Origin of the sequence: Chryseobacterium sp. C3 (genome assembly GCF_014218905.1) — a bacterium.
GTDB lineage: Bacteria > Bacteroidota > Bacteroidia > Flavobacteriales > Weeksellaceae > Chryseobacterium > Chryseobacterium mucoviscidosis.
In genome coordinates this window covers 264,764-287,230 of sequence record NZ_JACLCU010000003.1, presented here as the reverse complement: position 1 = coordinate 287,230, position 22,467 = coordinate 264,764, and the positions used below count along the sequence as shown (strand labels likewise).

The following is a 22,467-nucleotide window of genomic DNA, read 5'->3' as shown; positions in this document are numbered from 1 at the left end:
AAATATTATATTTGTCAAAAATTTTTTGATCCTATGAAGAAGAAATTGCTTTCTGTTCTGGCTTTAACGATGATTTTGTGGATGGACGCGCAGAAAAAAGATTCTGTAAAGCTGGAAAAAATTGAAGAGGTTGTCCTTACGGGACAGTATACTCAGCAATCCATTAATAAATCAATTTACAAAGTGGAGGTCATCGATGCGCAGCAGATCAAAAATATGGCAGCAACCAATGTGGCAGATGTTTTAAACCAAAGCCTGAATATTCTGATTACTTCAGACCGCAATTCCGGAAATTCAACGGCGAGTTTACTGGGACTGGGTGGAGAATACACCAAAATCCTGATTGACAATATTCCTGTGGTGGGAGATGTGGGACTGGGAAACAATATAGATCTTACCAAACTCAATATCAATAATGTAGAACGTATAGAAGTGGTAAGAGGTTCAATGGGAGTGGATTACGGAAGCAATGCCGTTGCCGGAGTCATCAATATCATTACCAAAAAAAGCACTCAGAAAAAATTAACGTTAAATGCTTCGGTTCAGGAAGAAACCGTAGGAAAAGAATACAACTGGTACAAAAAAGGAGAAGGAAGACATATCCAAACCCTGAATGCAGGATATAACTTAAATGAAAACTGGTACATCGGAGCCAATATCAATCATAACGATTTTCAGGGATTCAAAGGAACGCAGAAAGGATATAAATATTTTGAACAGGACGGAAAAAGAGGATATCTGTGGCAGCCGAAAGATGTTCTGAATATCGACGGAGTAATTCGCTACAGTAAAAATAAAACTTCCGTTTTCTATAAATTCGGATTCGTTAATGAAAAACTCAATTTCTACAGCCCGATTGTTTCAGAACTTTATTTAGGAGAGGGAAACAGAACTTATACTTCTGCCGACAGAGATTATCTCACGACAAGATACGTCAATCAGTTAAATGTTCAGACCAAATTAGGCAGCATCAATTATACCGGTGATTTTTCTTATCAGACTCAGGACAGAAAATACAGAGATTTTACCTATGATATTCCGAACAGGACAGTAATGGGAACGAAAGAAGCTTATCAGTCCTATAACAAAGCAGATGTCATCTATTCGCGAGGCGTTTTCAGCAATTTTCTTGATGATAAAAAAATAGATTTCCAGTTGGGTTATGAACTCGATCATACCAAAGGATACGCAGGTTTTATTGCAGGAGATTTTGCAGGAAATAATGTAGACCGAAAAATTTTCAATTACGCCAATTTTATTTCTGCGGAATGGAATCCCACAGACTGGCTTTCATTTAGACCCGGTTACCGTTTGGCGCTGAGTGATAAATTTGATACACAGCACAATTATTCCTTAACGGTAAGAGGAAAAATAGATGATTCCAGTAATATCCGACTCGTGGCAGGAAGCGCGAACCGGTTTCCCAATTTTGATGAACTGTATACCTATTTTGTAGACAGTAACCACGACATCAGAGGAAATGAAGATTTAAAACCGGAAGAAGGAATCACGATCTCTTTAAACGGAGACAAAAAATTCACTACCAGTTCAGGATGGAATGTTCAGGTAGGAGCGAGCGCAACGTACATGGATCTCAAAAACAGGATAGAAGTTCTGCAGATCAATCAGAGTCCGTTACAATACAAATACATCAATATCAACAAATTCAGATCATTACTCTTTGAAGCCAATTTTAAAGTTCAGAAAAACCAGTTCAGCCTTGCAGCCAATGCTTCTTATTATGGCATCGGAAAAGAACTCTTTTCGGGAACTCTGGTTTCTCCCGATGATTTCTTTTATACATTCGAAGGAAAACTGGCTGCAAACTATACCCTTCCAAAAACAGGAACCAATGTTTCGTTGTTTTACAGACACGTCGGGAAACTTCAGATGTTTGTCTTAGACAGTCAGGATATTGCCCATCCTTTTTATTATGTGGGAGAGCGCGGCAACTTTAACATGATGGATTTCGTGGTAAGTCAGCCCTTTTTCAAAAATCATTTTGAACTCAGTGCAGGAATCAAGAACATTTTTGATGTTTCATCCGTAAGAGACACCACCGTTGCCGGAACCGCACACGGAACCACCGATCCGAACTCGAACCTTTTCTACGGCAGAAGCTACTTCACCAGACTTACCTACAACTTTTAAAAAATAATCATTGAAATGAAAAAAATACTGCTTTACCTCTTCATCGGGACATCATTCATCACCCAGTCCTGTATTAATGATAATGAAGATCCCGTTGCCATATCAAAAATTGAAGGTTCCATCGTGAATCCTACCGTTGGCGGACCTACACAGCCCAATCAGGTCTGGTTTGATCTGGGAACGGATTCTGAAGTGCTGACCAAAAGAACCGATTGGGATCTCGCTTTGTATTCAGGAAGCAATTTTAAAGTCATTCTTAATTCTTCTCTGATGATGGCAGCAGGAAAAATCCCGAATGCTGCGAATATCGATCTGGTCACAGAAGCTGAGGTTTCCGGTTTGCAGGATCTTGTACAGGTTGCGAATTTTAATCCTTCCAACACCATTTATATTGATGATGTAAAGGGAAATTTTCCTTCAGGCTATACCGCGATTGAAGAAATTAATCCCAATGAATCTGAAAATGCAGTATATCTTCTGAACATGGGGAAAGGAATTTACACAGGAAATGTTCCTGCGGGAAGCGTTACCACAGCCGGAGAAAGCAGAGGATGGATGAAAATTCAGGTTTCGAGAACTTCAAACGGAGGATATAAAATAAAATACGCCCCAATAAACTCAACCTCTCACAAGGAATTAACCATCAATAAAAACTCCGCGTACAATTATAATTTCGTCAGCCTGAAAAATGAAAAAGAACTCTTCATTCAGCCTGAAAAAAAGAAATGGGATCTTTGCTTTTCGGTCTTTACCAATACCATTACAGGAGCTGGAAGCTATGTGTATGCAGACTTTATCACCATCAATAATGTAGGTGGAGCAGGAGCTTATGAAGTAAAAGCTTCAGGAACCACAACCGGTGTTGAAGCCTACAATAATTTTAAAGTTTCGGATATCGATCAGTCGAAATTCATTTACAACGATCAGCGCGTTATCGGAGGAAACTGGAGAGAAGTCGGACCTTCCGGATATCAGGTAAAAGGTGATGTATTTTATGTCATCAAAGATCCGGACGGATATTATTTTAAGCTGAGATTCACCAGACTTACGAGCAGCAGCGGCGAAAGAGGCTATCCGCAGTTCGAATACAAACCCTTGTTCTAAAATTTTTAAATCAAATAAAAAGATATCATGAAAAAATTCATTCTTGCCGCATCTGTATTAATGGCAGTCTATTCCTGCAAAAAAGAAGGAGCTTCTACTGAAAATAAAACAGAACAAAGCTCTGAAGCTCCCAAATCTGCTCATAAAATAGTAACGCTGAATGGCGGAATCACTGAAATAGTAGCCGCTTTGGGTCACGAAAAAGAAATCGTGGGAACCGACGTGACAAGTACTTTTCCCGAATCTCTTAAATCGACGGCTAAAGATCTGGGACACGTAAGATCAATGACCATCGAGCCTATTATGGCGGTTTTTCCCACCTTAATTTTGGCTTCCGATAAAGACATCAATCCTGAACTGATGGGGAAAATTAAATCTTCCGGCATCAAAACAGAAATTTTCAAGCAGGAATTTACTGTTGACGGAACTAAAAAACTGATCGCAGAAGTAGCGAAAGCAGTCGGAAATACAGATTATCAGAAACTGAATGATAAAATTGATGCCGATCTGAAACAGATTCAGCCGATTGCTAAAAAACCGAAAGTCCTGTTCATCTATGCAAGAGGAAATATGCTCATGGTTTCAGGAAAAAATACACCGATGGCTTCTTTAATTGAAATTGCAGGCGGACAGAATGCCGTTAATGGTTTTGAAGATTTCAAACCTTTAACACCGGAAGCGGTTGTAAAGGCAAATCCCGATGTATTATTCTTCTTCACGAGCGGATTGCAGGGAGCGGGAGGAAACGAAGGCGCGCTAAAAATGCCGGGAGTTTCCCAAACCAATGCCGGAAAAAATAAAAAAATTATTGCCATGGACGGCGGTCTTGTTTCCGGTTTCGGACCAAGATTAGGACAGGCAGCAGTAGAATTAAACCAACTTCTGATTGAAAGCACCAAGTAAATTATCCGTTTACATCATCATAAGCACCGTAGTGCTTTGCATCATTGCAGTAGGGTCGCTTAACACCGGAGTTTACGATTTCGGAGGTCAGTCTGCATTCACTGTTTTACAAAAAATAATGAACGGAGATCAGTCAATCTCAATGAGCGATAAATATGTAGTCTGGGACGTAAGAGCAGCCAGAATTGTGATGGCGATCCTTATTGGAAGTATGTTGGCGGTTTCCGGAACAGGTTTGCAGGGATTGTTCAGAAATCCTCTAGCAACGGGAGATTTAATCGGGCTCACTTCCGGAGCAACCCTGCTTGCAGCCATTACCATCGTTTTGGGAGGATATTTCAGAGAATTTCTTCCTGAAGCCGTACAGTTTTCATTGGTGGGGATCGCGGCTTTTATCGGATCTTTTATTTCCATGCTTCTGGTGTACAGAATTTCAACCAGCGGCGGTAAAACCAATGTCGTGATGATGTTATTATCGGGAGTTGCCATTACAGCGATCGGATTTTCCATTACAGGTTTCCTGATTTACATCTCAAAAGACGACCAGTTAAGAGATTTAACGTTCTGGAATTTAGGAAGTTTAGCCGCTGCAACATGGACGAAGAATATCATTTTGGGAATCGTTCTGGTTATTTCGTACACGGTTTTACTGCCAAAAGGTAAAGCGTTGAATGCAATGATGTTAGGCGAAAAAGATGCACAGCATTTGGGAATTAATGTAGAAAGATTAAAAAAGCAGATCATCCTTATTACGGCTTTAATGGTGGGAAGCTGTGTAGCATTTTCAGGAACCATTGGTTTTGTCGGGCTTATCGTTCCGTATATTTTAAGATTTTTGTTTAAATCAGACTATGCTGTTATTTTACCGTTATCAGCAGTTTGCGGAAGTATTTTGCTGTTGACGGCAGATACTTTCAGCAGAAGTATTGTGGAACCTTCGGAACTTCCGATCGGGATTTTAACCGCCTTAATGGGAGGTCCGGTTTTCATTGCGATTTTAGTTAAATTTAAAAAATCACTGTTATGATAAAAGCGCATCAGATCAGTTATCAGCATAAAACCTTTCATATTCTGGATTCGGTGGACGTTCATCTGGAATATGGCGAATTTCTGGCAATTGTCGGTCCAAACGGAGCAGGAAAATCGAGCCTTCTGAGTATTCTTGCCAATGAAATTAAATCTGAACAGCAGATTGTATTTAAAAACAGGCATATCAACGACTGGAATGTGAAAGAGCTTTCAAAACACAAAGCCAAATTTTCACAGCACAACAGCAACGATATTCCGCTGGAAGTAAAAGAGGTCGTGATGATGGGACGTTATCCGTATTTCGATGCACAGCCTAAAACAGAAGACCATGAATCGACAAACCGAATGATGAATGAAACGGATATTCTGCATTTAAAAGAAAGAGAATACAACACTTTATCGGGAGGCGAAAAACAGCGCGTTCATCTTTCGAGGGTTTTTGCGCAGCTTCAGAACGAAATTGCCCACAAACTTGTTTTTTTAGATGAACCTTTAAATAATTTAGACATTAAACATCAGTACAAAGCATTGGAAATCATTAAAAATTTTACCAAAAAAGCCAATTCTGCGATTGTTGTTCTTCATGATCTCAATCTTGCCGCACAATATGCCGATAAAGTTTTATTAATGAAATCAGGAAAAGTTGCCGCATACGGAACTCCGGAAGAGGTTTTCACCGCAGAAAATATCCGGGAAGCCTACAATTTTCCGTGTACAATCTGCAATCATCCGGTAACTTCGCACCCAATGATTATTTTTGGATAATATGGATACAGAAAAACTGAAAATATTAGCACAGAATCTCGCCCATCCTCAAGGAGAAAAAGGAATTGAGATCGGCGAAATGATGAATGAAACCAACATCGGAATGACGTTGGAAAGCATACAGACCCTTTTAATAGAAGACAATGAACACGTTCTGGAAATCGGTCATGGAAATGCAGGGCATGTCAGAAATATTTTAAACAAAGCCATTGATGTAAAATATACCGGAATTGATATTTCGGAAACCATGCATCATGAAGCCATAAAACTGAATAAAGATTTTAAAAATCAGGCTGAATTTATCCTGTATGAAGGAACAGAACTGCCTTTTGAAGACAAAACATTCGATAAAATATTTACCGTAAACACCGTTTATTTCTGGGAAAAACCAACAGATTTTCTCAATGAAATTTACAGAGTTCTGAAAGACAACGGAACATTTGTTCTCACTTTCGGACAGCGCAATTTCATGGAAAAACTTCCTTTTACGCAGTTCGGTTTTACATTGTACAATACCGATGAAATGGAGGAAACTGTTTCCAAAAGTTATTTTAAAAGAATGAAAATTTCCGAACGGCAGGAAGAAGTAAAAAGCAAAACCGGAGAAGAAACCATCACAAGAAATTACACAATTTTAACCATTAAAAAATAAATAAATGAGCACATTAGTAAACGATCTGAAGGAAAAATGGGAAGCTCTTAAAGCTGAAAATCCGCATCTGAGAATCCGAAATGCCGCAGCAGAACTCGGAGTAAGCGAAGCGGAACTGTTGGCAACCAGCGTAGGAGAAGGCGTAACGGTTCTGAAGCCGGAATTCCAGAATATTTTAGCGGAAGCAGAGCAGTTAGGAAAAGTAATGGCGCTTACACGCAACGAAGAGTGCGTTCACGAAAGAAAAGGAGTGTATCTGAACGGCGATTTCAGCAGTCCTCATGCACAGCTTTTCGTGGGAGAAGATATTGATTTAAGGATTTTCCTGAATCACTGGAAATTTGCTTTTGCAGTGGTGGAAGGAGATAAAAAAAGCCTTCAGTTTTTCGGAAAAGACGGTTTGGCGCTGCATAAAATTTACCTTACCAAAGACAGCAATGAAGCTGCATTCGATGAAATGGCAGAAAAATATAAAGCAGAAGAGCAGAACGGATCTTTCGATTTTGAAAAAGCAGCTCCGAAAGCAGAAGAAAAACCGGATGCCGAAATTGATGTAGAAGGCTTTCAAAAAGCATGGACAGAACTGAAAGATACGCACGATTTCTTTATGATGACCAGAAAATTCGGAGTGAGCAGAACGCAGGCGTTGAGACTGGCTCCTGAAGGTTTTGCAAAGAAAATTGAAAGCTCAAAAGTCGTAAATGTACTGGAAGATGCATCGGAAAAAGAACTTCCGATCATGATTTTTGTCGGAAACAGGGGAATCATCCAGATTCATACGGGAAATGTGAAAAAAACACTTTGGCATCAGCAATGGTTCAACGTGATGGATCCGGATTTCAATCTGCATCTGGACGTTACCAAAATTGCGGAAGCATGGATTGTGAAAAAACCGACGGAAGACGGAGAAGTGACCGCCATTGAAGTTTTCAATAAAGAGGGCGATTTTATCGTTCAGTTTTTCGGAAAAAGAAAACCCGGAATCCCGGAATTACAGGAATGGAAAGACCTCGTTGCCGATCTTGAAAAATAAATTGAAATAGTTAGATAGTTTCTTTAAGCCGTTTTGTTTTTTACAGGCGGCTTTTTTTATCTAAACGCAAATGGCACGAATGGTTTCACGAATGACACAAGGTAACGTTGATTTATTTTAATGCGAAGCTTTTTTAAACACGAATCGCACTAATATTTTTCACAAATGATACGATATTTAACGCGAAGAACGCGAAGTCTTTTTGACCTAATTGAGGATATTTTTTTGTTCGCAAGGGCACTTCGTTCAGCAAATGATAGAACTAGCCACTCAGCTAAGACATTGCCAAATGCGATCATAAAACGTTCGCTTAATAAAAGATGAAATCTGAATAACTTTGCTTACTTTAAAATATTTACTTTGCGTTAAAATAAATCAACGTTACATTGTGTCATTCGTGAAACCATTTGTGTGATTAGTGTTTAAAAAAGCTTCGCGTTAAAATAAACAATGGATCATTAAAAAATTAAAGTTATATTGTGATATTCGTGAAGCCATTTGTGTTATTCGTGTTTAAAAAAAACAACAAGTAATTAAAATTATATCATGATATTTGTAAAGCCATTCGTGTTTAAAAACAAAATTAAAATGAAAAACCTTTTCACAGCCTTTTTTCTTACTGTTTTCTGTTCATTTCAGGCACAGCAATTTAAAGCCTATCAGTTTTACGACAAAAAAGGAAAATCAATAAAGCCCGAAAAACTCATCAGACAACTGGCTGATTACGACGTGGTTTTCTTTGGTGAAAATCATAATAATTCCATCAACCACTGGTTACAGCTTAAAGTGACGGAAGGTTTGTATACTCAGAAAAACGGACAGCTTATTTTAGGTGCTGAAATGTTCGAAAGAGACAATCAGCAACAACTGAATCAATACCTTAATGGGAAAATAGATGCGAAAACACTGAAAGATTCCGCAAGACTCTGGAATAATTTCACGACCGATTATAAACCTTTGGTTGATTTTGCCAAAGCAAAAAAGCTGAATTTCATCGCAACCAATATTCCCAGAAAATATGCATCCCAAACCGCCAAAGAAGGTCTGGAATCTCTGAATAATTTATCCGAAAAAGAAAAATCTTATATCGCACAACTTCCCATAAAAGTAACACTAGAAACGCCGGGTTATCCTGAAATGAAAGCGATGATGGGCGATCACGCAGAAGGAACGAAAGTGATGAATTTTATTTCCGCTCAGGCAATAAAAGATGCGACTATGGCGGAATCCATCCTGAAAAATCTGCAATCCGGAAAAACATTCATCCATTACAACGGAAACTATCACAGCAAGGAATTTGGCGGGATTTACTGGTACATTAAACAAAAAAATCCGAACCTGAAAATGGCGGTCATTTCTGTTTTTGAATCAGATGATTCTGAATTAAAAGTTCCTGAGAAAGACTACATTCCCACCGATTTTAATTTGATCATTCCCAGTGATATGACGAAAACATATTGAGAAAGAGCCAGGTAAAAAGTGAAAAGTAAAAAGTTATGTTTTCATTTAGATTAAAAGTGTGTGAGAATTTCAAGCAGATTCTTCCTTCGTCAGAATGACAATGATTCGTTTAAAATGCAATGAGGTCTGCATATTTTTCATTGCTTTTTATCAAAAATTCAATTGGGTTTCAACCAAAATATACAAAACTTAGTCTGCAATATTTATCTTTGCAAAACATTCAGAAAAATGAAAAAAATATCCCTTCTTTTCATCTTTTTCATCGGTTTGATGAACGCTCAAAAACTTACACAAAGTGAAATTTCCATTATCAATCAGGGAGATAAAAATTCTGCGTTGCCGATTTATCAGACCACAGACGAAAATCAGCACAAAACATTATTAAGCCTTTCCGCAGAAATCGATCCGCTGGATAAAAACACGGCAGTTTTGGTCAGTAGAATGAAAGAATCTTTACTTTCCACCGATGGCGGAGTGGGAATTGCCGCACCACAGATTGGAATCAACAGAAAAGTAATCTGGGTTCAGCGTTTTGATAAAAAAGGTGAACCGTTGGAATATTTTATCAATCCTGTCATTGTCTGGAGGTCAGAATTACAGAATTTAGGTCCCGAAGGCGATCTTTCGATTCCCGATTTCAGAGATCAGTTTTACCGAAGCAAAGTCATTCAGCTTGAATATGTCGATTTAAAAGGTCAGAAATATTCAGAAATTGTGGAAGGTTTTACAGCCGTTATTTTCCAGCACGAAATCGATCATCTTTTCGGAATTTTAATTTCAGACAAAAAAGAAAAAGAGAAAAACGATTCTTATCAGAAAGTAGATGCTTTTAAGAAGAGCGATTCTGGGACGAGGTAAGAATTATTTGGCTTTTATCAATTCATAATTGTTCATCCTTCGGAAAGTATAAAACTCCATTCCGTTATTTTCCATAAAACTGACAATGTCGTAGATTGTCGAACCTTTTAAAGTATCATTTTTCAAAGCAAAAGATATATTCAAAGGAGTTCCGTTTGATTTTTGGGTAATAGCTGCTTTATTTTGAGCAAGAATTTTTATGATTTCTGTTGTTTTAATTTTTTGCAGTTTATCAGCGAATACATTACTCTTTTCTATAAAAATTAGAGAATCCTGTTTCGAAAAAGAAGGCTGATTACCACACATGAGAACTGTTGGTTTAAAAGTGTCTATTGCATAATAGGAGATGTTTTTATCTACTATTACAAAATGAATGGCTCCGTGCAGATAATTTTTGTTCAGCCTTTTATCGTATCTGTCTAAAAGTAAGATGTTTGAAGAGTCATTTTTGACATGATTTTTACGTATGCTGTCCAGTTTTTTATTCAGAAGTGAAACACTGAAATTATTTTTAGGAATTAAAAGTTCATTTTCATCTTTCTTAGTTTGAGTACATCTAAAAAATAGGAATAAGATGATAACAGTTAAATTGAACTTCATGTACGGATTGCATTTGTTAAGAGTAAACAAAATTATTTTTGTTCGGTCTAAATTTATCATTATATATTTTGTGGAGTCCACATTTTCAGAAATTTAAATTTTTTCGGATATTCCTCTTTCGGACAAAATGCCAAAGCGACTTCTCTGTTCTCTAGTGAAGATTCCGTCAGTAAAACATAATCTGTCTCATTTTTAAAACTGTTAAATTCGGTTTCGTTTACCACACAAACTACTTTTTTGAATATTCCGCTGATCCATTGAATCATATTTTCGTTGTCCTCAAATTTTTTGTAGCAGGCTAAAGAAGCGTGTGCAGTAATAACAGGAACTAATTTATCGGGAACAGTATTTAAAACAATGATGTACATTTTCATAAAGTAACTTTTTACAATTTGAAAGATACAATAAGTTGTTTCAACTTTTATTGAATCAGAAAAGATGAGAGAAATTTTTATTCATTTGAGATCTTCGAATATCCTTATAAACGCGTTAATTTTCTTTGTCTCTTTTGCGGTTAAAATCGAAATTACCTGTAAAAAAACAATCAATATCTTCTGATCTGCACATTCGAAACATTTCTGATCTTAATTTTTCTTCCGGCTTTTTTCAGCAAACCGGTTTCAGGATTTCTTTTAAAAACCGTAACATTATTCGTCGCCGTATTGGCGGTGATTAAAAATTGTCCGCTTGGATCGAGATTAAATGTTCTCGGATGTTTCCCTTTTACAGACTGATAACCAATTGTTTTCAGGCTTCCGTCGTCCTGAATTGAAAAAATAGCAATATTATTTTCTTTTCCGCGGTTGGAAGCGTACAAAAACTTTCCGTCCGGCGAAAGATGAACATCAGAACTTTCAAAATCTTCTTTACAGGTTTCAGGATGGGTAAAAATCCTCTGAAGCGGTTTCAGGTTTCCGTTTTCGTAAGCATAAACACTTATTGCACCGCCCATTTCTTCAATGCAGTACGCGAATTTTCCATTCGGATGAAAGGTAAAATGCCTCGGTCCCGCTCCTAAAGTTGTTTTTATAAAAGGAATTTCAGCTTCCTGCAAAGGTGTATTTTTTTCATTGTTAAAACGATAGGCGCGAATTTTATCCGCTCCGAGATCAGGCAGAAATAGATAATCGGAATCCGGAGAAAAAACGGTGGAGTGGATGTGCGCACGATCCTGTCTGTCGGGATTTACACTTCCTTCTGAAAATGGGATATTCTGCACAAAAGGTTTAAGAGTTCCGTTTTCTGAGATCGGGTAAACAGAAACACTTCCTTCCGTATAATTTCCATTAACGAGCCATTTTCCGCTTGGATGAACCGTAAGATAAACCGGATTTTCACCACCGCTGATTTGTTTACTGATGAACTGTAAAGTCTTTTTATCGGGATTAAATTCAAAACTGCTTACACTTCCGCCATTCTTTGTTTTGCTTTCCGTACACGCAAAAAGATATTTTCCGTTCGGTGACAAAGTGAGAAAAGAAGGATTTGAAATCCCCGAAACAGAAGCAATTTTTGATAATTTTCCGTTTTGCGTGTTCAATTCATACACATAAATTCCCTCCGTTTCTTTTTCCCAGTTAAAAGAACCGAAAAAAACATACGTATGTTGAGCATACAACTGAAGACAGCTAACAATTGTGATGAATAAGATGAAAAACTTTTTCAAATGATGATGGTTTTTAAAGAAATTCTGTTTAAACTTTTTTACCGAAAAAGATGCAAAAGATTGTAACACTTTAGTTGTTTAAGTTTACTACTTAAATGGGAAAAAGATAACATAAGTTTAAAAAATCAAAGATTTTTTCTCTTTGCAGACTTTTGAAATACCTTTGAATAAATCCAATAAAGACTTTTGTGTACTTTTTGCGGTTAAATTTAAAATGAGTTTACAACAAACATATAAACGTTTTTCGGATGAAACAAATTTCTGTTTCATATTTCTCATATTACTAAACAAAAAAAATCTGCTTCCAAAGAAACAGATTCTGATATTTATACCGTAAAACGCTGAATTAGTTGTTCGTAACTGAAAGTTTTACTTCGATATTATTTCTTGTTGCATTAGAGTACGGACAGATTTGGTGCGCTTTCTCTGTTAAAGCCTGTGCTTCCTCAATAGAAACTTCTGGAATATTCACATCAAGCTGAACCGCCAATCCGAAACCGCCGTTTTCCAATTGTCCGATGCTTACTTCCGCCGTTACTGTAGTTTCTCCGGTTTTTGCTTTAGACAAAGAAATTACTCGGTTCAGTGCGCTGTCGAAACACGCAGAATATCCTGCTGCGAAAAGCATTTCAGGGTTGGTGAAATCGTCATTGGCTCCGCCTAAAGCTTTAGGCATTTTCACGTCCAGATCAAGAACTCCGTTTTCGCTTTTTACGTGTCCGTTTCTTCCTCCTGTTGCAGTTACTTTTGTTGTATACAAAGTTTTCATTTATTTTTCTATTTTAGTTAATATTTTTTGAACATTTTCTTTCAGAGCTTTCCAGTCTTCTGGCGATGCTCCGATTTTCTGAAATAATTTTTCCGGAATTCCACAGGCTTTTTCCTGTAAATTTCTTCCGGATTCTGTGATGAAAACTTCCACCACACGTTCATCTTCTTTTTTTCTTTTTCTTTCGATAAATCCTTTATTTTCAAGTCTTTTAAGAAGCGGTGTAAGTGTTCCGCTGTCCAGATACAGCTTTTCGCCGATGCTGTTCACCGGAAGTCCGTCATGTTCCCAAAGCACCATCATCACAAGATACTGCGGATAGGTAATATCCAGCTCATCGAGAAAAGGACGGTAAAGCCCCGTAATTTCCTTGGCAATAACATATAAAGGAAAGCAGAGCTGGTTTTCTAATTTTAAAAATTCGGGATTTTCCATGATTTCTGAAAAATGAAGAGGTTTTATTTTTTGATGATGAATTCTTCCATCGGAATTCTTACTTTTTTCATGTGCGACAGCCAGTCGTTTTTCTCGTCTCTGTATCCTAAATACAGTAAACTCACACTTTTTAAGCCTAAATCTCTCAAGCCCAAAATTTCATCCACCACTTCATTGCTGAAACCTTCTGCAGGAGTGCTGTCTACTTTAAGTTCCGCAGCCTGAGCCATGGCAAGTCCTAAAGCAATATACGTTTGTCTTGCGGTATGCGCGAAATGTTCTTCGGGAGTCTGCGCACCATAGATTTCTTTAATTTTATCGGTGTAGCTGGAAAATCTTCCTCTCGGCAAATCTCTTACATCGGTGTGATGATCGTACACTTTATCGATTTTCTCATCAGAATAACTGTCCCATGCCGCGAAAACCAGAACATGAGAAGAATCTCTCATTACTTCAGGATTCAAAGCTCCCTGAACCATTTTTTCTTTTAATTCCTGATTTTCTACTACGATCACACGGAAAGGCTGTAATCCGGAAGAAGTAGGAGCGAGTCTTGCGGCTTCTAAAATTTTATTTAAATCTTCTTCTGATACTTTTTTTGTTGGATCATATGCTTTTACAGCGTGTCTCCAGTTTAAATCTTCTATTAATGACATTTTGTTAATTTTTTAATTTGAATACTATGATGCAAAAATATTGCCAAATTAAATTGTGTGCAATTTAATTTTGTTAAATTTAATTTAAAAATTTTTAAAACCTTCTTAAAACATCGCAGGAATCGGATTTTTTATGAAGACTGAACTTTCCATTTTTGCTGAAGAATTTTAAACCAAAAACAATGCAGAGATTTAAAAACAAAACCACTCTGATTACAGGCGGAACCAACGGAATGGGATTCACAACAGCACAACAGTTTATAGAAGAAGGCGGAAAGGCAATCATCACCGGAAGAAGTGAAGAAAATGTAAAAAATGCCGTAAAAAAGCTAGGCGAAAATGCTTTCGGAATAGTTTCGGATGCCGGAAAAATAAGCGACCTGATGAATCTTAGAAATGAAGTTGAAAAATTAACGGAACATATCGATCTGGTATTTGCAAATGCAGGATACGGAAGATTTGCTTCGATTGAAAATGTGGATGAACATCATTTTGATGAGCTTTTCAATATGTTGGTAAAAGGAAGTTTTTTTACTGTTCAGCAGATGCTTCCTTTAATGAAAGAGGGGAGTTCGGTTGTGTTTAATACTTCTTTTGTCACAGAATTCGGAATGTCCAATTTTTCAGTATATTCTGCGGCAAAAGCGGCAGTTCAATCTTTTATCAAAACTTTCGCAACTGAATTGACGATAAAAGGAATCCGAGTGAACGGAATCAGTCCGGGACATATCAAAACCAATATTTTTAATAATACGGGTTTAAATTCAGAACAGATTGATGAAGCCGTAAAGGATATTATTCCTACCATTCCTTTTAAAAGACAGGGAGAACCTTCGGAAATTGCAAAAGCGGTACTTTTTCTTGCTTCCGATGAAGCATCTTACATTCACGGAGCGGAACTGAGGATTGATGCCGGAATATCTGTAATCAAATGATAATGAGATGAAAATATTATTTTGGGTCTTTGATTTGTCTGATAATATTGGTTTTATTTTCAATGCCAATATCATATTTTTTGCTTTTCTTAAGACTTAAAGTTGCCTTTTCGATAAGATGAGTATAATCCTGAGATTTTTTTGAAAGATAGAAAACCTGCGCGCTGATTCCTATGGAAACACGGGCAAATTCCTGTGGCCGATCCGGATCATCTGTAATATCACTAATTACCGAATTGTTGTACCACGTAAGATTCTGTGAACTTTGATTGCCGGAGCAGGAAATGACCATCATTATTATGAAGAGGATATAGGTTAAGATTTTCATGAAAATAAAATTTAAAAAAGCTCCTGCAAAATAACAAATAATTGCAGGAGCTATATAAAAGATTTGTTAGAATCCGCAGCTTGCTACACTTGGAGCCGGAACAGGAGAGCATCCGGATAATGTAGAAAATTTTGTCAGTACACAATTCGTGTTTATATAATTGTTGTCATAAAGCAGCGAACCGGACGGACTTCTGTAATATACATTTCCTGCCGTATTGGCGTAAGAAGAAGCAGAGGCGGAACCACAGCTTGTATTTACGCACGCATTTCTCCATGTAACATCGGTTACCGGTCCGGAGGTGAAAAGAGAAGGATCTATAATTCTTTTTTCCACCACACCGGAAGCATTTTTAAAGCTTACTAAAATAGCTACGTGATATCCCCACGAAACACAGCACGTTCCCGTAGAAGCTTTTAAGTTTCCGTAGACAAATTGTTTTTCGCAGTCATAACCTGCATTCAGAAGGATCTGTCTCATTTTATGAGCTCTTGCATAACATCCGTCTACTGCATATCTGAACGTGATGCATGGTGAAGAAGCTGTAGAAGTTCCGCACGACTGATTTTTGATCTGTATGAAAAGATTGTTCAGAGTCGCCTGATTCGGAATTACACTTACTGCTTTGCTCGTTTCGCTTTGAGTTTCTTTGGTGAAGATGGATTTGAAGTAAGTAACATCTTCATCGGTTGCTTTTTCAACTTTGACAATTTCGTTGGAATTTTTTTTCAGAAAAACATGAACCGGAGTTTCATTTTCGACCGCTGATTGAATCATTGAGATGAAGGCTTCATTTTCTTTACTGTCTTTAATTTCATAGAACTGCGCAGAAATGATGAAAGAAACTTTCAGGACATTGCCTTCTTTCTGGATCCCTACCGGAATAGTACTGCCAAAGTCTCTCATGGCATTTTCATTGGTTTCTTTTACAACAAGATTCGGATCCTGATTGGCACTGGAATCTGAACAGGCATTAGAGGAAAGTACCATCACAAAAGCCATTGCGGATAGCAGAAATTTTTTCATAGTTTTAATTTTTGTGGTTAATGATGTGCAGTTTATTGTTAATATTTCACTGCGTTGTGATTTTAAAAATAATAAAAAATTGAATATAAAATTCAAAATTTTTAAGAAATTTTATCAGGCATTCAGATTACCGATGAATACTGGAAAAATTAAATTGGGCGAAAGTATTTAACGTGAATTCGATGAAATTAATGGGTCATAAATTGATCATATTTTATCAATCTCACCAGACTTCAGTATTAACGATCAAGGTTAGGTTGGGTAAAATTGATGATAAGTTTCGGCTGAAATCTTTCTGTTTTTCTATTTAACCTGAGTTCGGGATAAGTCTTCTTAATCGCAAGGTTAAACAAAGAGATTCAATTATCAGGAATTCAGCTTTTAAGATATACAAAGGCGTAAAACTTATCAATGTAATACCATTTTTGTCTTTTTTACATAAACGAAGTGCCTTTGTTTAGCTTGCAAACTTTCAATAAGTAGAAAAATTTTTTGTTTTTCTTTGCGATAAATCAATACAATGCTATAAATCAATTATTTAAATTTATTTCTTATCCCGAACTGAAGTTATTTAAGTTGTTTATAGTAAAAGTCTTTGCTCCTTTAGGAGCAGAATCTGTGTAGAAATAAGAATCAGTTCATCAATCAATCCGTAGGATTGATATCTGTAATTCTCAATGAATTTTCTAAAGATAGCGTTCCCACGGAACGCCGAACGTACTTCTAATATTGATTTTTTAATTAAAAATCCCTGCACATCGCAATATGCAGGGAAATGTTATTTAGTAAAAATTACTTAGCAATAAGTTCCGCTTCGAAAACCTCTGTAAAATGCTTTCTTATTTTAGCCTTAATATCTTCCATTTCTTCAGAAGTGAGTTCTCTTTCCAGTTCTCTTTTTAAGGAAGTTACCTGTTTGTCTTTAATTCCGCACGGAATAATGTATTCAAAATAACGCATATCCGTATTTACATTTAAAGCAAATCCGTGTAAAGTTACCCATCGTGAAGCTTTTACCCCCATAGCACAGATTTTTCTTGCATAAGGTTTTCCCACATCCAGCCAGACTCCGGTTTCTCCGGGAGAACGTTCGCCTTTCAATCCGTATTCGGCAATGGTTCTGATGATGACTTCTTCCAGATTTCTCATGTATTTATGAATGTCTGTGAAGAAATTTTCAAGGTCTAAAATAGGATAGCCTACAATCTGTCCGTAACCGTGATACGTAATATCTCCGCCGCGGTTTACCTTTACGAAAGTGGCATCGATTTCTTTCAGTTTATCAATTCCGGCAAGCATATTTTCTTCATGTCCGCTTTTTCCCAGCGTATATACATGAGGATGTTCTACAAGAAGAAAATGATTGGGCGTTTCGCTGTGCTGTTCCGCAGGAAGATCGCGGTTTTTAATTTTCAGATCTATGATGTTTTTCATCAGAGATTCCTGATAATCCCACGCCGACTGATATTCCCGCGTTCCTAAGTCTTCAAATTCTACTACTTTATTCTGAATTGTATTCATATCATTTTTTGAATACACAAATTTAGTGATTTTTAGGCTTTAATGGAATGGATGAAATCTATAGCTTTGGTCTTCCAGTCTCTATTTTGAAGTAAAATGTTGACGAAAGCAGTTCCGATGATTCCGCCATCCGCTTTTTCGGTTACATTTTCGAAGTCTTCTTTTGATTTGATTCCAAAACCGATCATCACCGGATTTTTCAAAGGAAGTGAAGCTAATCTTGAAAGATATTCCTCGTTTTTGAGAACAGCCTGATCGTTTCCGGTGGTTGAAGACGAACTGACCGCATACAAAAATCCGGAACTTAAGGAATCGAGGTACAAAATTCTTTCGTCCGAAGTTTCGGGAGTCACCAGAAAGGTGAAATTCAGATGGTATTTTGCTAAAATTTTCTGATAGTTTTTCTCGAATTCAATAGGAGGGAGATCGGGAATAATTAATCCTGAAACTCCGCTTTCCGAACATGCTGCACAGAATTCTTCAAATCCGAAACGCAGCACGGGATTGATGTAGCCCATTAAAATTAAAGGAACTTTTATTTCGTTTTTAATGGATTTCAGTTGTGAGAACAGTTTTTCGATGGTCATTCCGTTTTTCAGGGCTAATTCATGAGCCTGCTGAATAACGGGACCGTCTGCAACGGGATCTGAATACGGCATCCCGATTTCGATCATCTCTGCGCCGGAATCCTGAATTAATTGTATGATTTCAGCAGTGTTTTCCAGTTCGGGAATTCCTGCGGTGAAGTATATATTTAGTTTTTTCATTTAAAAATGCTTTTTAATGATGTCATTTTGTAAAGATCTGCTTAAAATGGTTTTTATTTTAACCGCAAAAGGTGCAAAAGATATTTATAAAGATAAGGTTGATAACATTAGTTTTCAAAAGTGTAAAAAATCAAAGATTTTTTGAAAGCTGTTGTGATCTTTTTATTGATAAACACTAATCATTTAGTTTATCTTTTATGACTTTTATGGTTAAATAAAGTGTAAGTTCATCAGTTCTTTGTAATGACAAAAATTATTTTTGATGTAGACGATGCGATCCGGCTTGAACGGAGCTCTTTTTGTGCAGCAAAGCGGAACAAAAAAGCGGGAGTGGAAGACGGAAATTATCGCCCGAATTATTTTACAAATGTTTCAGATAGGTTTCCATGTCTTTATCTCCGCGACCGCTGAGACAAATGACCACAATATCGTCTTCGTTGAATTTCTTTTTATCGAAAACCGCGAGCGCGTGAGAACTTTCCAGAGCGGGAATGATGCCTTCGAGTTTGGTGAGCTCAAATGCTGATTTCAGGGCTTCATCGTCGTTGATGCTGAAAAATTCTGCTCTTTGTTCCCTGAACAAATTCGCGTGAAAAGGTCCGATTCCGGGATAATCCAGTCCTGCGGAAATGGAGTGGGGCTCAATAACCTGTCCGTCATTGGTCTGCATCACAAGGCTTTTGCTTCCGTGAAGAATGCCTAAAGTTCCCAGAAAAGTCGTTGCGGCAGATTTTCCGGATTCTACACCGAAACCTCCTGCTTCAGCAGCGATAATTTTCACGTCTTTTTCGTTTACAAAATGGTAAAAAGCGCCTGCTGCATTGCTTCCGCCGCCAACACAGGCAATAATATAATCAGGATTTTCTCTTCCTGTCTGTTCCAGAAGCTGTTCTTTTATTTCTTTTGAAATCACACTCTGAAATCTCGCCACAAGATCCGGAAAAGGATGCGGACCGACCACACTTCCGATCACGTAATGAGTGGTCACGGGATTGTTAATCCAGTCTCTTAAGGCTTCATTTACAGCGTCTTTCAGTGTTTTGGAGCCAGAAGTGGCGGGAACGACTTTTGCGCCGAGCATTTTCATTCTTGCTACATTGGGAGCCTGTCTCTGGATATCGACTTCGCCCATGTAAACGATGCATTCCAGTCCTAAAAGCGCGCAGGCTGTAGCGGTGGCAACGCCGTGTTGTCCGGCTCCGGTTTCGGCAATGATTCTGTTTTTGCCGAGACGTTTTGCCAATAAAACCTGTCCTAAAGCGTTATTGATTTTATGCGCACCGGTGTGGTTGAGATCTTCTCTCTTTAAGTAAATTTTGGTATTGTATTTCCGGCTTAAATTTTTCGCAAAATACAGTGGTGTTGCACGTCCTACGTAATTTTTTAACAAATCCTGATATTCCTGTTGAAAATCTTCAGATTCAATAATGTCAAGATAGTTTTTTTGCAGTTCCTCTACGTTCGGGTAGAGCATTTCCGGGATGAAAGCGCCTCCGAATTCTCCATAATATCCGTGTTCGTCGGGGTTTCTATAATTCATTTTGTAATGTATTTATCAGTGAAAGGTTATAATCAAACTGCTGTCTGCTGATCTGTTTGTTCTGATGCAGCAGATGCAGTTTTGCAGTTAAATCTATTAAAATATCTAAATCTAATTTCGAGTTGTACATGGTAATCGCAATTTCAAGATTATCAACAAGATAATAAGAATCGAATTTCTCATACAGGCAGAAAATTTTACAGTAAACGATTCCGAAATCATATTTCACACTGGCTTTTACGTTGCTGTCTAGCAATTTGTCGGCAATCACTACCAAATGATAGCTGTCCCAGAAATGAATGGTTTTAAAGAAATATTCGACATCTTCTTTGTGAAAATTTTTAATGATCTCGATGAAATCACTTAATAATCCTCCGATGTACCAATATTCTGTATTACTGTCATTTTCAGAGACAAAATCATGCAGTCTTTCTACTTTTTCATTTTCAAATTTTTGAGAAAACAGGACTCTGTGAACGGATTTTCCGATCTCTTCAAGATTTAATTTCTTAAATTTTAAAAGCTTCAGTTTTCTCGAATAATATTTTTTCAATGTTTTTTGTTTTTTTATTGTAAGCTTGTTTAAACTTTTTTACCACAAAAGATGCAAAAGATTGTAAGACTTTAGTTATTTAAGTTTATACTTAAATGGAGAAAAGAGCACATAAGTTTAAAAAAATCAAAGATTTTTTTTCTTTGTAGACTTTTGAAATACTTTAAATAAATCCAATAAATTCTTTTGTCTCTTTTGCGGTTAATTTTAATATGAGTTTAAACAAATTTTGTGTTTTAATTTATGATCAGATCAGTTTTTCTTTAAATATTTTTATCTGATTGATGTTTTTAACTCCGGGTTCTGTTTCAAACCTCGAATTGATGTCCAGAGCAAAAGGTTTTTGTTTTAAAATGCTTATGTTTTCTATATTTTCTTCTGAAATTCCGCCACTTAAAAAATAGGGAAGGGGAATTTTAATGTCGTTTAACAGATTCCAGTCGAAGGTTTTTCCTGTTCCTCCAAATGATTTTGAATCGGTGTCGAAAAGAATATAATCGTTTGTTTGCACATATTGATTGATTGTTTTCTGAAGCTCATCAGAGTTTTGGTTTCCGATTCGGATCACTTTGATGATTTTGATTTCAGAATTTAATTGTTTTCTTAATTCAGTAATAAAATATTCATCTTCATCGCCGTGAAGCTGTATAAAATTCAGTTTTGCTTTTTCTGCTGTTTCAACTATTTTTTCTAAGTTTTCATTCACAAAAACGCCGACTTTTCCGGAATGTTCAATTGCTGAAATCTGTTCTGGATTCAAATGTTTCAAAACATACCTGAGCGATTTTTCATAAAAGATAAAACCGAGAAAGTCTGTCTGTAAAGATATTAACTTCTGAATCTGATCAGATTGGGTTAATCCGCAGACTTTTAGCTTCGGAGCGGTTTTATTCGTCAATAGATTGTTGTCTGGTGATTTCATACCTGATTTTTTAAATTCCTGTATTCGAAATAAATTCAGCCAACTTTTTTCCGGGATTTTCATGTTTCATAAAATATTCGCCCATCAGAAATCCGTCGAAACCTTCATTTTTTAAATATCTGAAATCTTCTTCGTTGTAGATTCCGCTTTCGGCAACAGACAGAATGTCTTTCGGAAGCTGATTTTTCAAAGTAACGGAATGTTGCAGATCTACTTTGAAATCTTTCAAGTTTCTGTTGTTAATTCCCACAAGATCAATGTTTTTATTAATGTGTTTCAGCTCTTCTCCGGTATGGATTTCCAGTAAAACCTCCAATCCCAACTCGTGAGAAAGTTCTGTAAATTCTGAAACCTGTTGCGGTGAAAGGCAGGCTGCAATCAATAAAATAACATCTGCACCGATGCTTTTGGCTTCATAAAACTGATATTCATCAATCATGAAATCTTTTCGCAGAATAGGAATATTTACAGAATTTCTTACATTCAGAATGTCCTCAGAACTTCCTCCGAAAAAATCACGATCCGTTAAAACAGAAATTCCGCTCGCCCCGAATTGTTCATATTCGGAAACCACTTTTAAAGGTGAAACTGTATCATTAATAATTCCTTTTGAGGGAGATTGTCTTTTGAATTCAGCAATGATTCCGCTTCTCTTTTTTAAGCTTTCTTTCAGTGAAAAATTTTCTCTTCCGAAAAATTCAGATTCCTTCAATGCTGAGACTGAAGTATTCGATTTCGAGAAGGAAACCTCTTCTTTTTTTCTTTGTATGATTTTATCTAAAATATTCATAAT

At 36.9% G+C, this 22,467-nt stretch carries 24 protein-coding genes; 10 read left to right on the top strand and 14 right to left on the bottom strand.

The window, feature by feature from the left end:
* The first annotated feature begins 33 nt into the window (after positions 1–33).
* The 9 genes from H6W53_RS08520 (at position 34) to H6W53_RS08480 (ending at position 9,956) form a co-directional block, all read left to right on the top strand.
* On the top strand, positions 34–2,151 hold the full coding sequence (locus H6W53_RS08520; protein ID WP_185206061.1) for a TonB-dependent receptor plug domain-containing protein: 2,118 nt from the start codon (positions 34–36) through the stop codon (positions 2,149–2,151).
* A 15-nt stretch (positions 2,152–2,166) separates the two neighbouring features.
* Positions 2,167–3,255 carry an HmuY family protein gene (locus tag H6W53_RS08515; RefSeq protein ID WP_185206060.1) on the top strand — a complete coding sequence of 363 codons (1,089 nt, stop codon included), beginning with the start codon at positions 2,167–2,169 and terminating at the stop codon, positions 3,253–3,255.
* 27 nt (positions 3,256–3,282) lie between these two features.
* The gene (locus tag H6W53_RS08510) at positions 3,283–4,158 is read left to right on the top strand and encodes a hemin ABC transporter substrate-binding protein (protein WP_185206059.1); all 876 of its coding nucleotides are present in this window, start codon (positions 3,283–3,285) and stop codon (positions 4,156–4,158) included.
* Positions 4,142–5,185: a FecCD family ABC transporter permease gene (locus H6W53_RS08505; RefSeq protein WP_185206058.1), complete on the top strand. Its 1,044-nt coding sequence runs from the start codon at positions 4,142–4,144 to the stop codon at positions 5,183–5,185. Before H6W53_RS08510 ends, H6W53_RS08505 begins: the two co-directional genes overlap by 17 nt.
* On the top strand, positions 5,182–5,952 hold the full coding sequence (locus H6W53_RS08500) for a heme ABC transporter ATP-binding protein (protein WP_108410348.1): 771 nt from the start codon (positions 5,182–5,184) through the stop codon (positions 5,950–5,952). Before H6W53_RS08505 ends, H6W53_RS08500 begins: the two co-directional genes overlap by 4 nt.
* A gap of 1 nt (position 5,953) precedes the next feature.
* Positions 5,954–6,604 (top strand): class I SAM-dependent methyltransferase, encoded by a 651-nt coding sequence (locus H6W53_RS08495; protein ID WP_185206057.1) that lies wholly within the window; start codon positions 5,954–5,956, stop codon positions 6,602–6,604.
* Between the two features lie 4 nt (positions 6,605–6,608).
* Complete coding sequence (locus H6W53_RS08490; protein ID WP_185206056.1) at positions 6,609–7,637, top strand: hemin-degrading factor; 1,029 nt, start codon at positions 6,609–6,611, stop codon at positions 7,635–7,637.
* Positions 7,638–8,225: 588 nt separating this feature from the next.
* Positions 8,226–9,098 (top strand): ChaN family lipoprotein, encoded by an 873-nt coding sequence (locus tag H6W53_RS08485; protein WP_185206054.1) that lies wholly within the window; start codon positions 8,226–8,228, stop codon positions 9,096–9,098.
* A 228-nt stretch (positions 9,099–9,326) separates the two neighbouring features.
* Positions 9,327–9,956, top strand: coding sequence for a peptide deformylase (locus H6W53_RS08480; RefSeq protein WP_185206052.1), 630 nt, complete (start codon positions 9,327–9,329; stop codon positions 9,954–9,956).
* 3 nt (positions 9,957–9,959) lie between these two features.
* Here H6W53_RS08480 and H6W53_RS08475 read toward each other — a convergent pair whose 3' ends face one another.
* From H6W53_RS08475 to H6W53_RS08450, 6 genes are all read right to left on the bottom strand, one after another.
* Positions 9,960–10,556 (bottom strand): hypothetical protein, encoded by a 597-nt coding sequence (locus tag H6W53_RS08475; RefSeq protein WP_185206050.1) that lies wholly within the window; start codon positions 10,554–10,556, stop codon positions 9,960–9,962.
* A gap of 59 nt (positions 10,557–10,615) precedes the next feature.
* Positions 10,616–10,930 (bottom strand): hypothetical protein, encoded by a 315-nt coding sequence (locus H6W53_RS08470; RefSeq protein WP_185206048.1) that lies wholly within the window; start codon positions 10,928–10,930, stop codon positions 10,616–10,618.
* A 170-nt stretch (positions 10,931–11,100) separates the two neighbouring features.
* The gene (locus tag H6W53_RS08465; RefSeq protein ID WP_185206046.1) at positions 11,101–12,222 is read right to left on the bottom strand and encodes a lactonase family protein; all 1,122 of its coding nucleotides are present in this window, start codon (positions 12,220–12,222) and stop codon (positions 11,101–11,103) included.
* 346 nt (positions 12,223–12,568) lie between these two features.
* Positions 12,569–12,991, bottom strand: coding sequence for an organic hydroperoxide resistance protein (locus H6W53_RS08460; RefSeq protein ID WP_116097987.1), 423 nt, complete (start codon positions 12,989–12,991; stop codon positions 12,569–12,571).
* Positions 12,992–13,426, bottom strand: a complete 435-nt coding sequence (locus H6W53_RS08455) for a MarR family winged helix-turn-helix transcriptional regulator (RefSeq protein WP_076393251.1) — start codon at positions 13,424–13,426, stop codon at positions 12,992–12,994.
* Between the two features lie 23 nt (positions 13,427–13,449).
* Complete coding sequence (locus tag H6W53_RS08450) at positions 13,450–14,082, bottom strand: NAD(P)H-dependent oxidoreductase (RefSeq protein ID WP_087711009.1); 633 nt, start codon at positions 14,080–14,082, stop codon at positions 13,450–13,452.
* A gap of 182 nt (positions 14,083–14,264) precedes the next feature.
* Between H6W53_RS08450 and H6W53_RS08445 the strand changes: the two genes are divergently transcribed.
* Positions 14,265–15,017 carry an SDR family oxidoreductase gene (locus tag H6W53_RS08445; protein WP_185206043.1) on the top strand — a complete coding sequence of 251 codons (753 nt, stop codon included), beginning with the start codon at positions 14,265–14,267 and terminating at the stop codon, positions 15,015–15,017.
* Positions 15,018–15,033: 16 nt separating this feature from the next.
* Here the strand turns inward: H6W53_RS08445 and H6W53_RS08440 are convergent, their stop codons facing one another.
* The 8 genes from H6W53_RS08440 to trpC form a co-directional block, all read right to left on the bottom strand.
* A complete protein-coding gene (locus H6W53_RS08440) occupies positions 15,034–15,345 on the bottom strand; it encodes a hypothetical protein (RefSeq protein ID WP_185206041.1) in 312 nt (103 codons plus the stop codon).
* A gap of 66 nt (positions 15,346–15,411) precedes the next feature.
* Positions 15,412–16,371, bottom strand: coding sequence for a protein-glutamine glutaminase (locus tag H6W53_RS08435; protein WP_185206039.1), 960 nt, complete (start codon positions 16,369–16,371; stop codon positions 15,412–15,414).
* A 792-nt stretch (positions 16,372–17,163) separates the two neighbouring features.
* Positions 17,164–17,892, bottom strand: a complete 729-nt coding sequence (gene lipB, locus H6W53_RS08430; protein WP_185206037.1) for a lipoyl(octanoyl) transferase LipB — start codon at positions 17,890–17,892, stop codon at positions 17,164–17,166.
* 32 nt (positions 17,893–17,924) lie between these two features.
* The gene (trpA, locus tag H6W53_RS08425; protein ID WP_185206035.1) at positions 17,925–18,659 is read right to left on the bottom strand and encodes a tryptophan synthase subunit alpha; all 735 of its coding nucleotides are present in this window, start codon (positions 18,657–18,659) and stop codon (positions 17,925–17,927) included.
* Between the two features lie 361 nt (positions 18,660–19,020).
* A complete protein-coding gene (trpB, locus tag H6W53_RS08420; RefSeq protein ID WP_076393265.1) occupies positions 19,021–20,199 on the bottom strand; it encodes a tryptophan synthase subunit beta in 1,179 nt (392 codons plus the stop codon).
* Positions 20,189–20,752: a hypothetical protein gene (locus H6W53_RS08415; RefSeq protein WP_185206033.1), complete on the bottom strand. Its 564-nt coding sequence runs from the start codon at positions 20,750–20,752 to the stop codon at positions 20,189–20,191. The genes trpB and H6W53_RS08415 overlap by 11 nt, the downstream gene beginning before the upstream one ends.
* Before the next feature lie 247 nt (positions 20,753–20,999).
* Positions 21,000–21,674, bottom strand: coding sequence for a phosphoribosylanthranilate isomerase (locus H6W53_RS08410; protein WP_185206031.1), 675 nt, complete (start codon positions 21,672–21,674; stop codon positions 21,000–21,002).
* Positions 21,675–21,684: 10 nt separating this feature from the next.
* On the bottom strand, positions 21,685–22,464 hold the full coding sequence (gene trpC / locus H6W53_RS08405; protein ID WP_185206028.1) for an indole-3-glycerol phosphate synthase TrpC: 780 nt from the start codon (positions 22,462–22,464) through the stop codon (positions 21,685–21,687).
* Between the last annotated feature and the right edge of the window lie 3 nt (positions 22,465–22,467).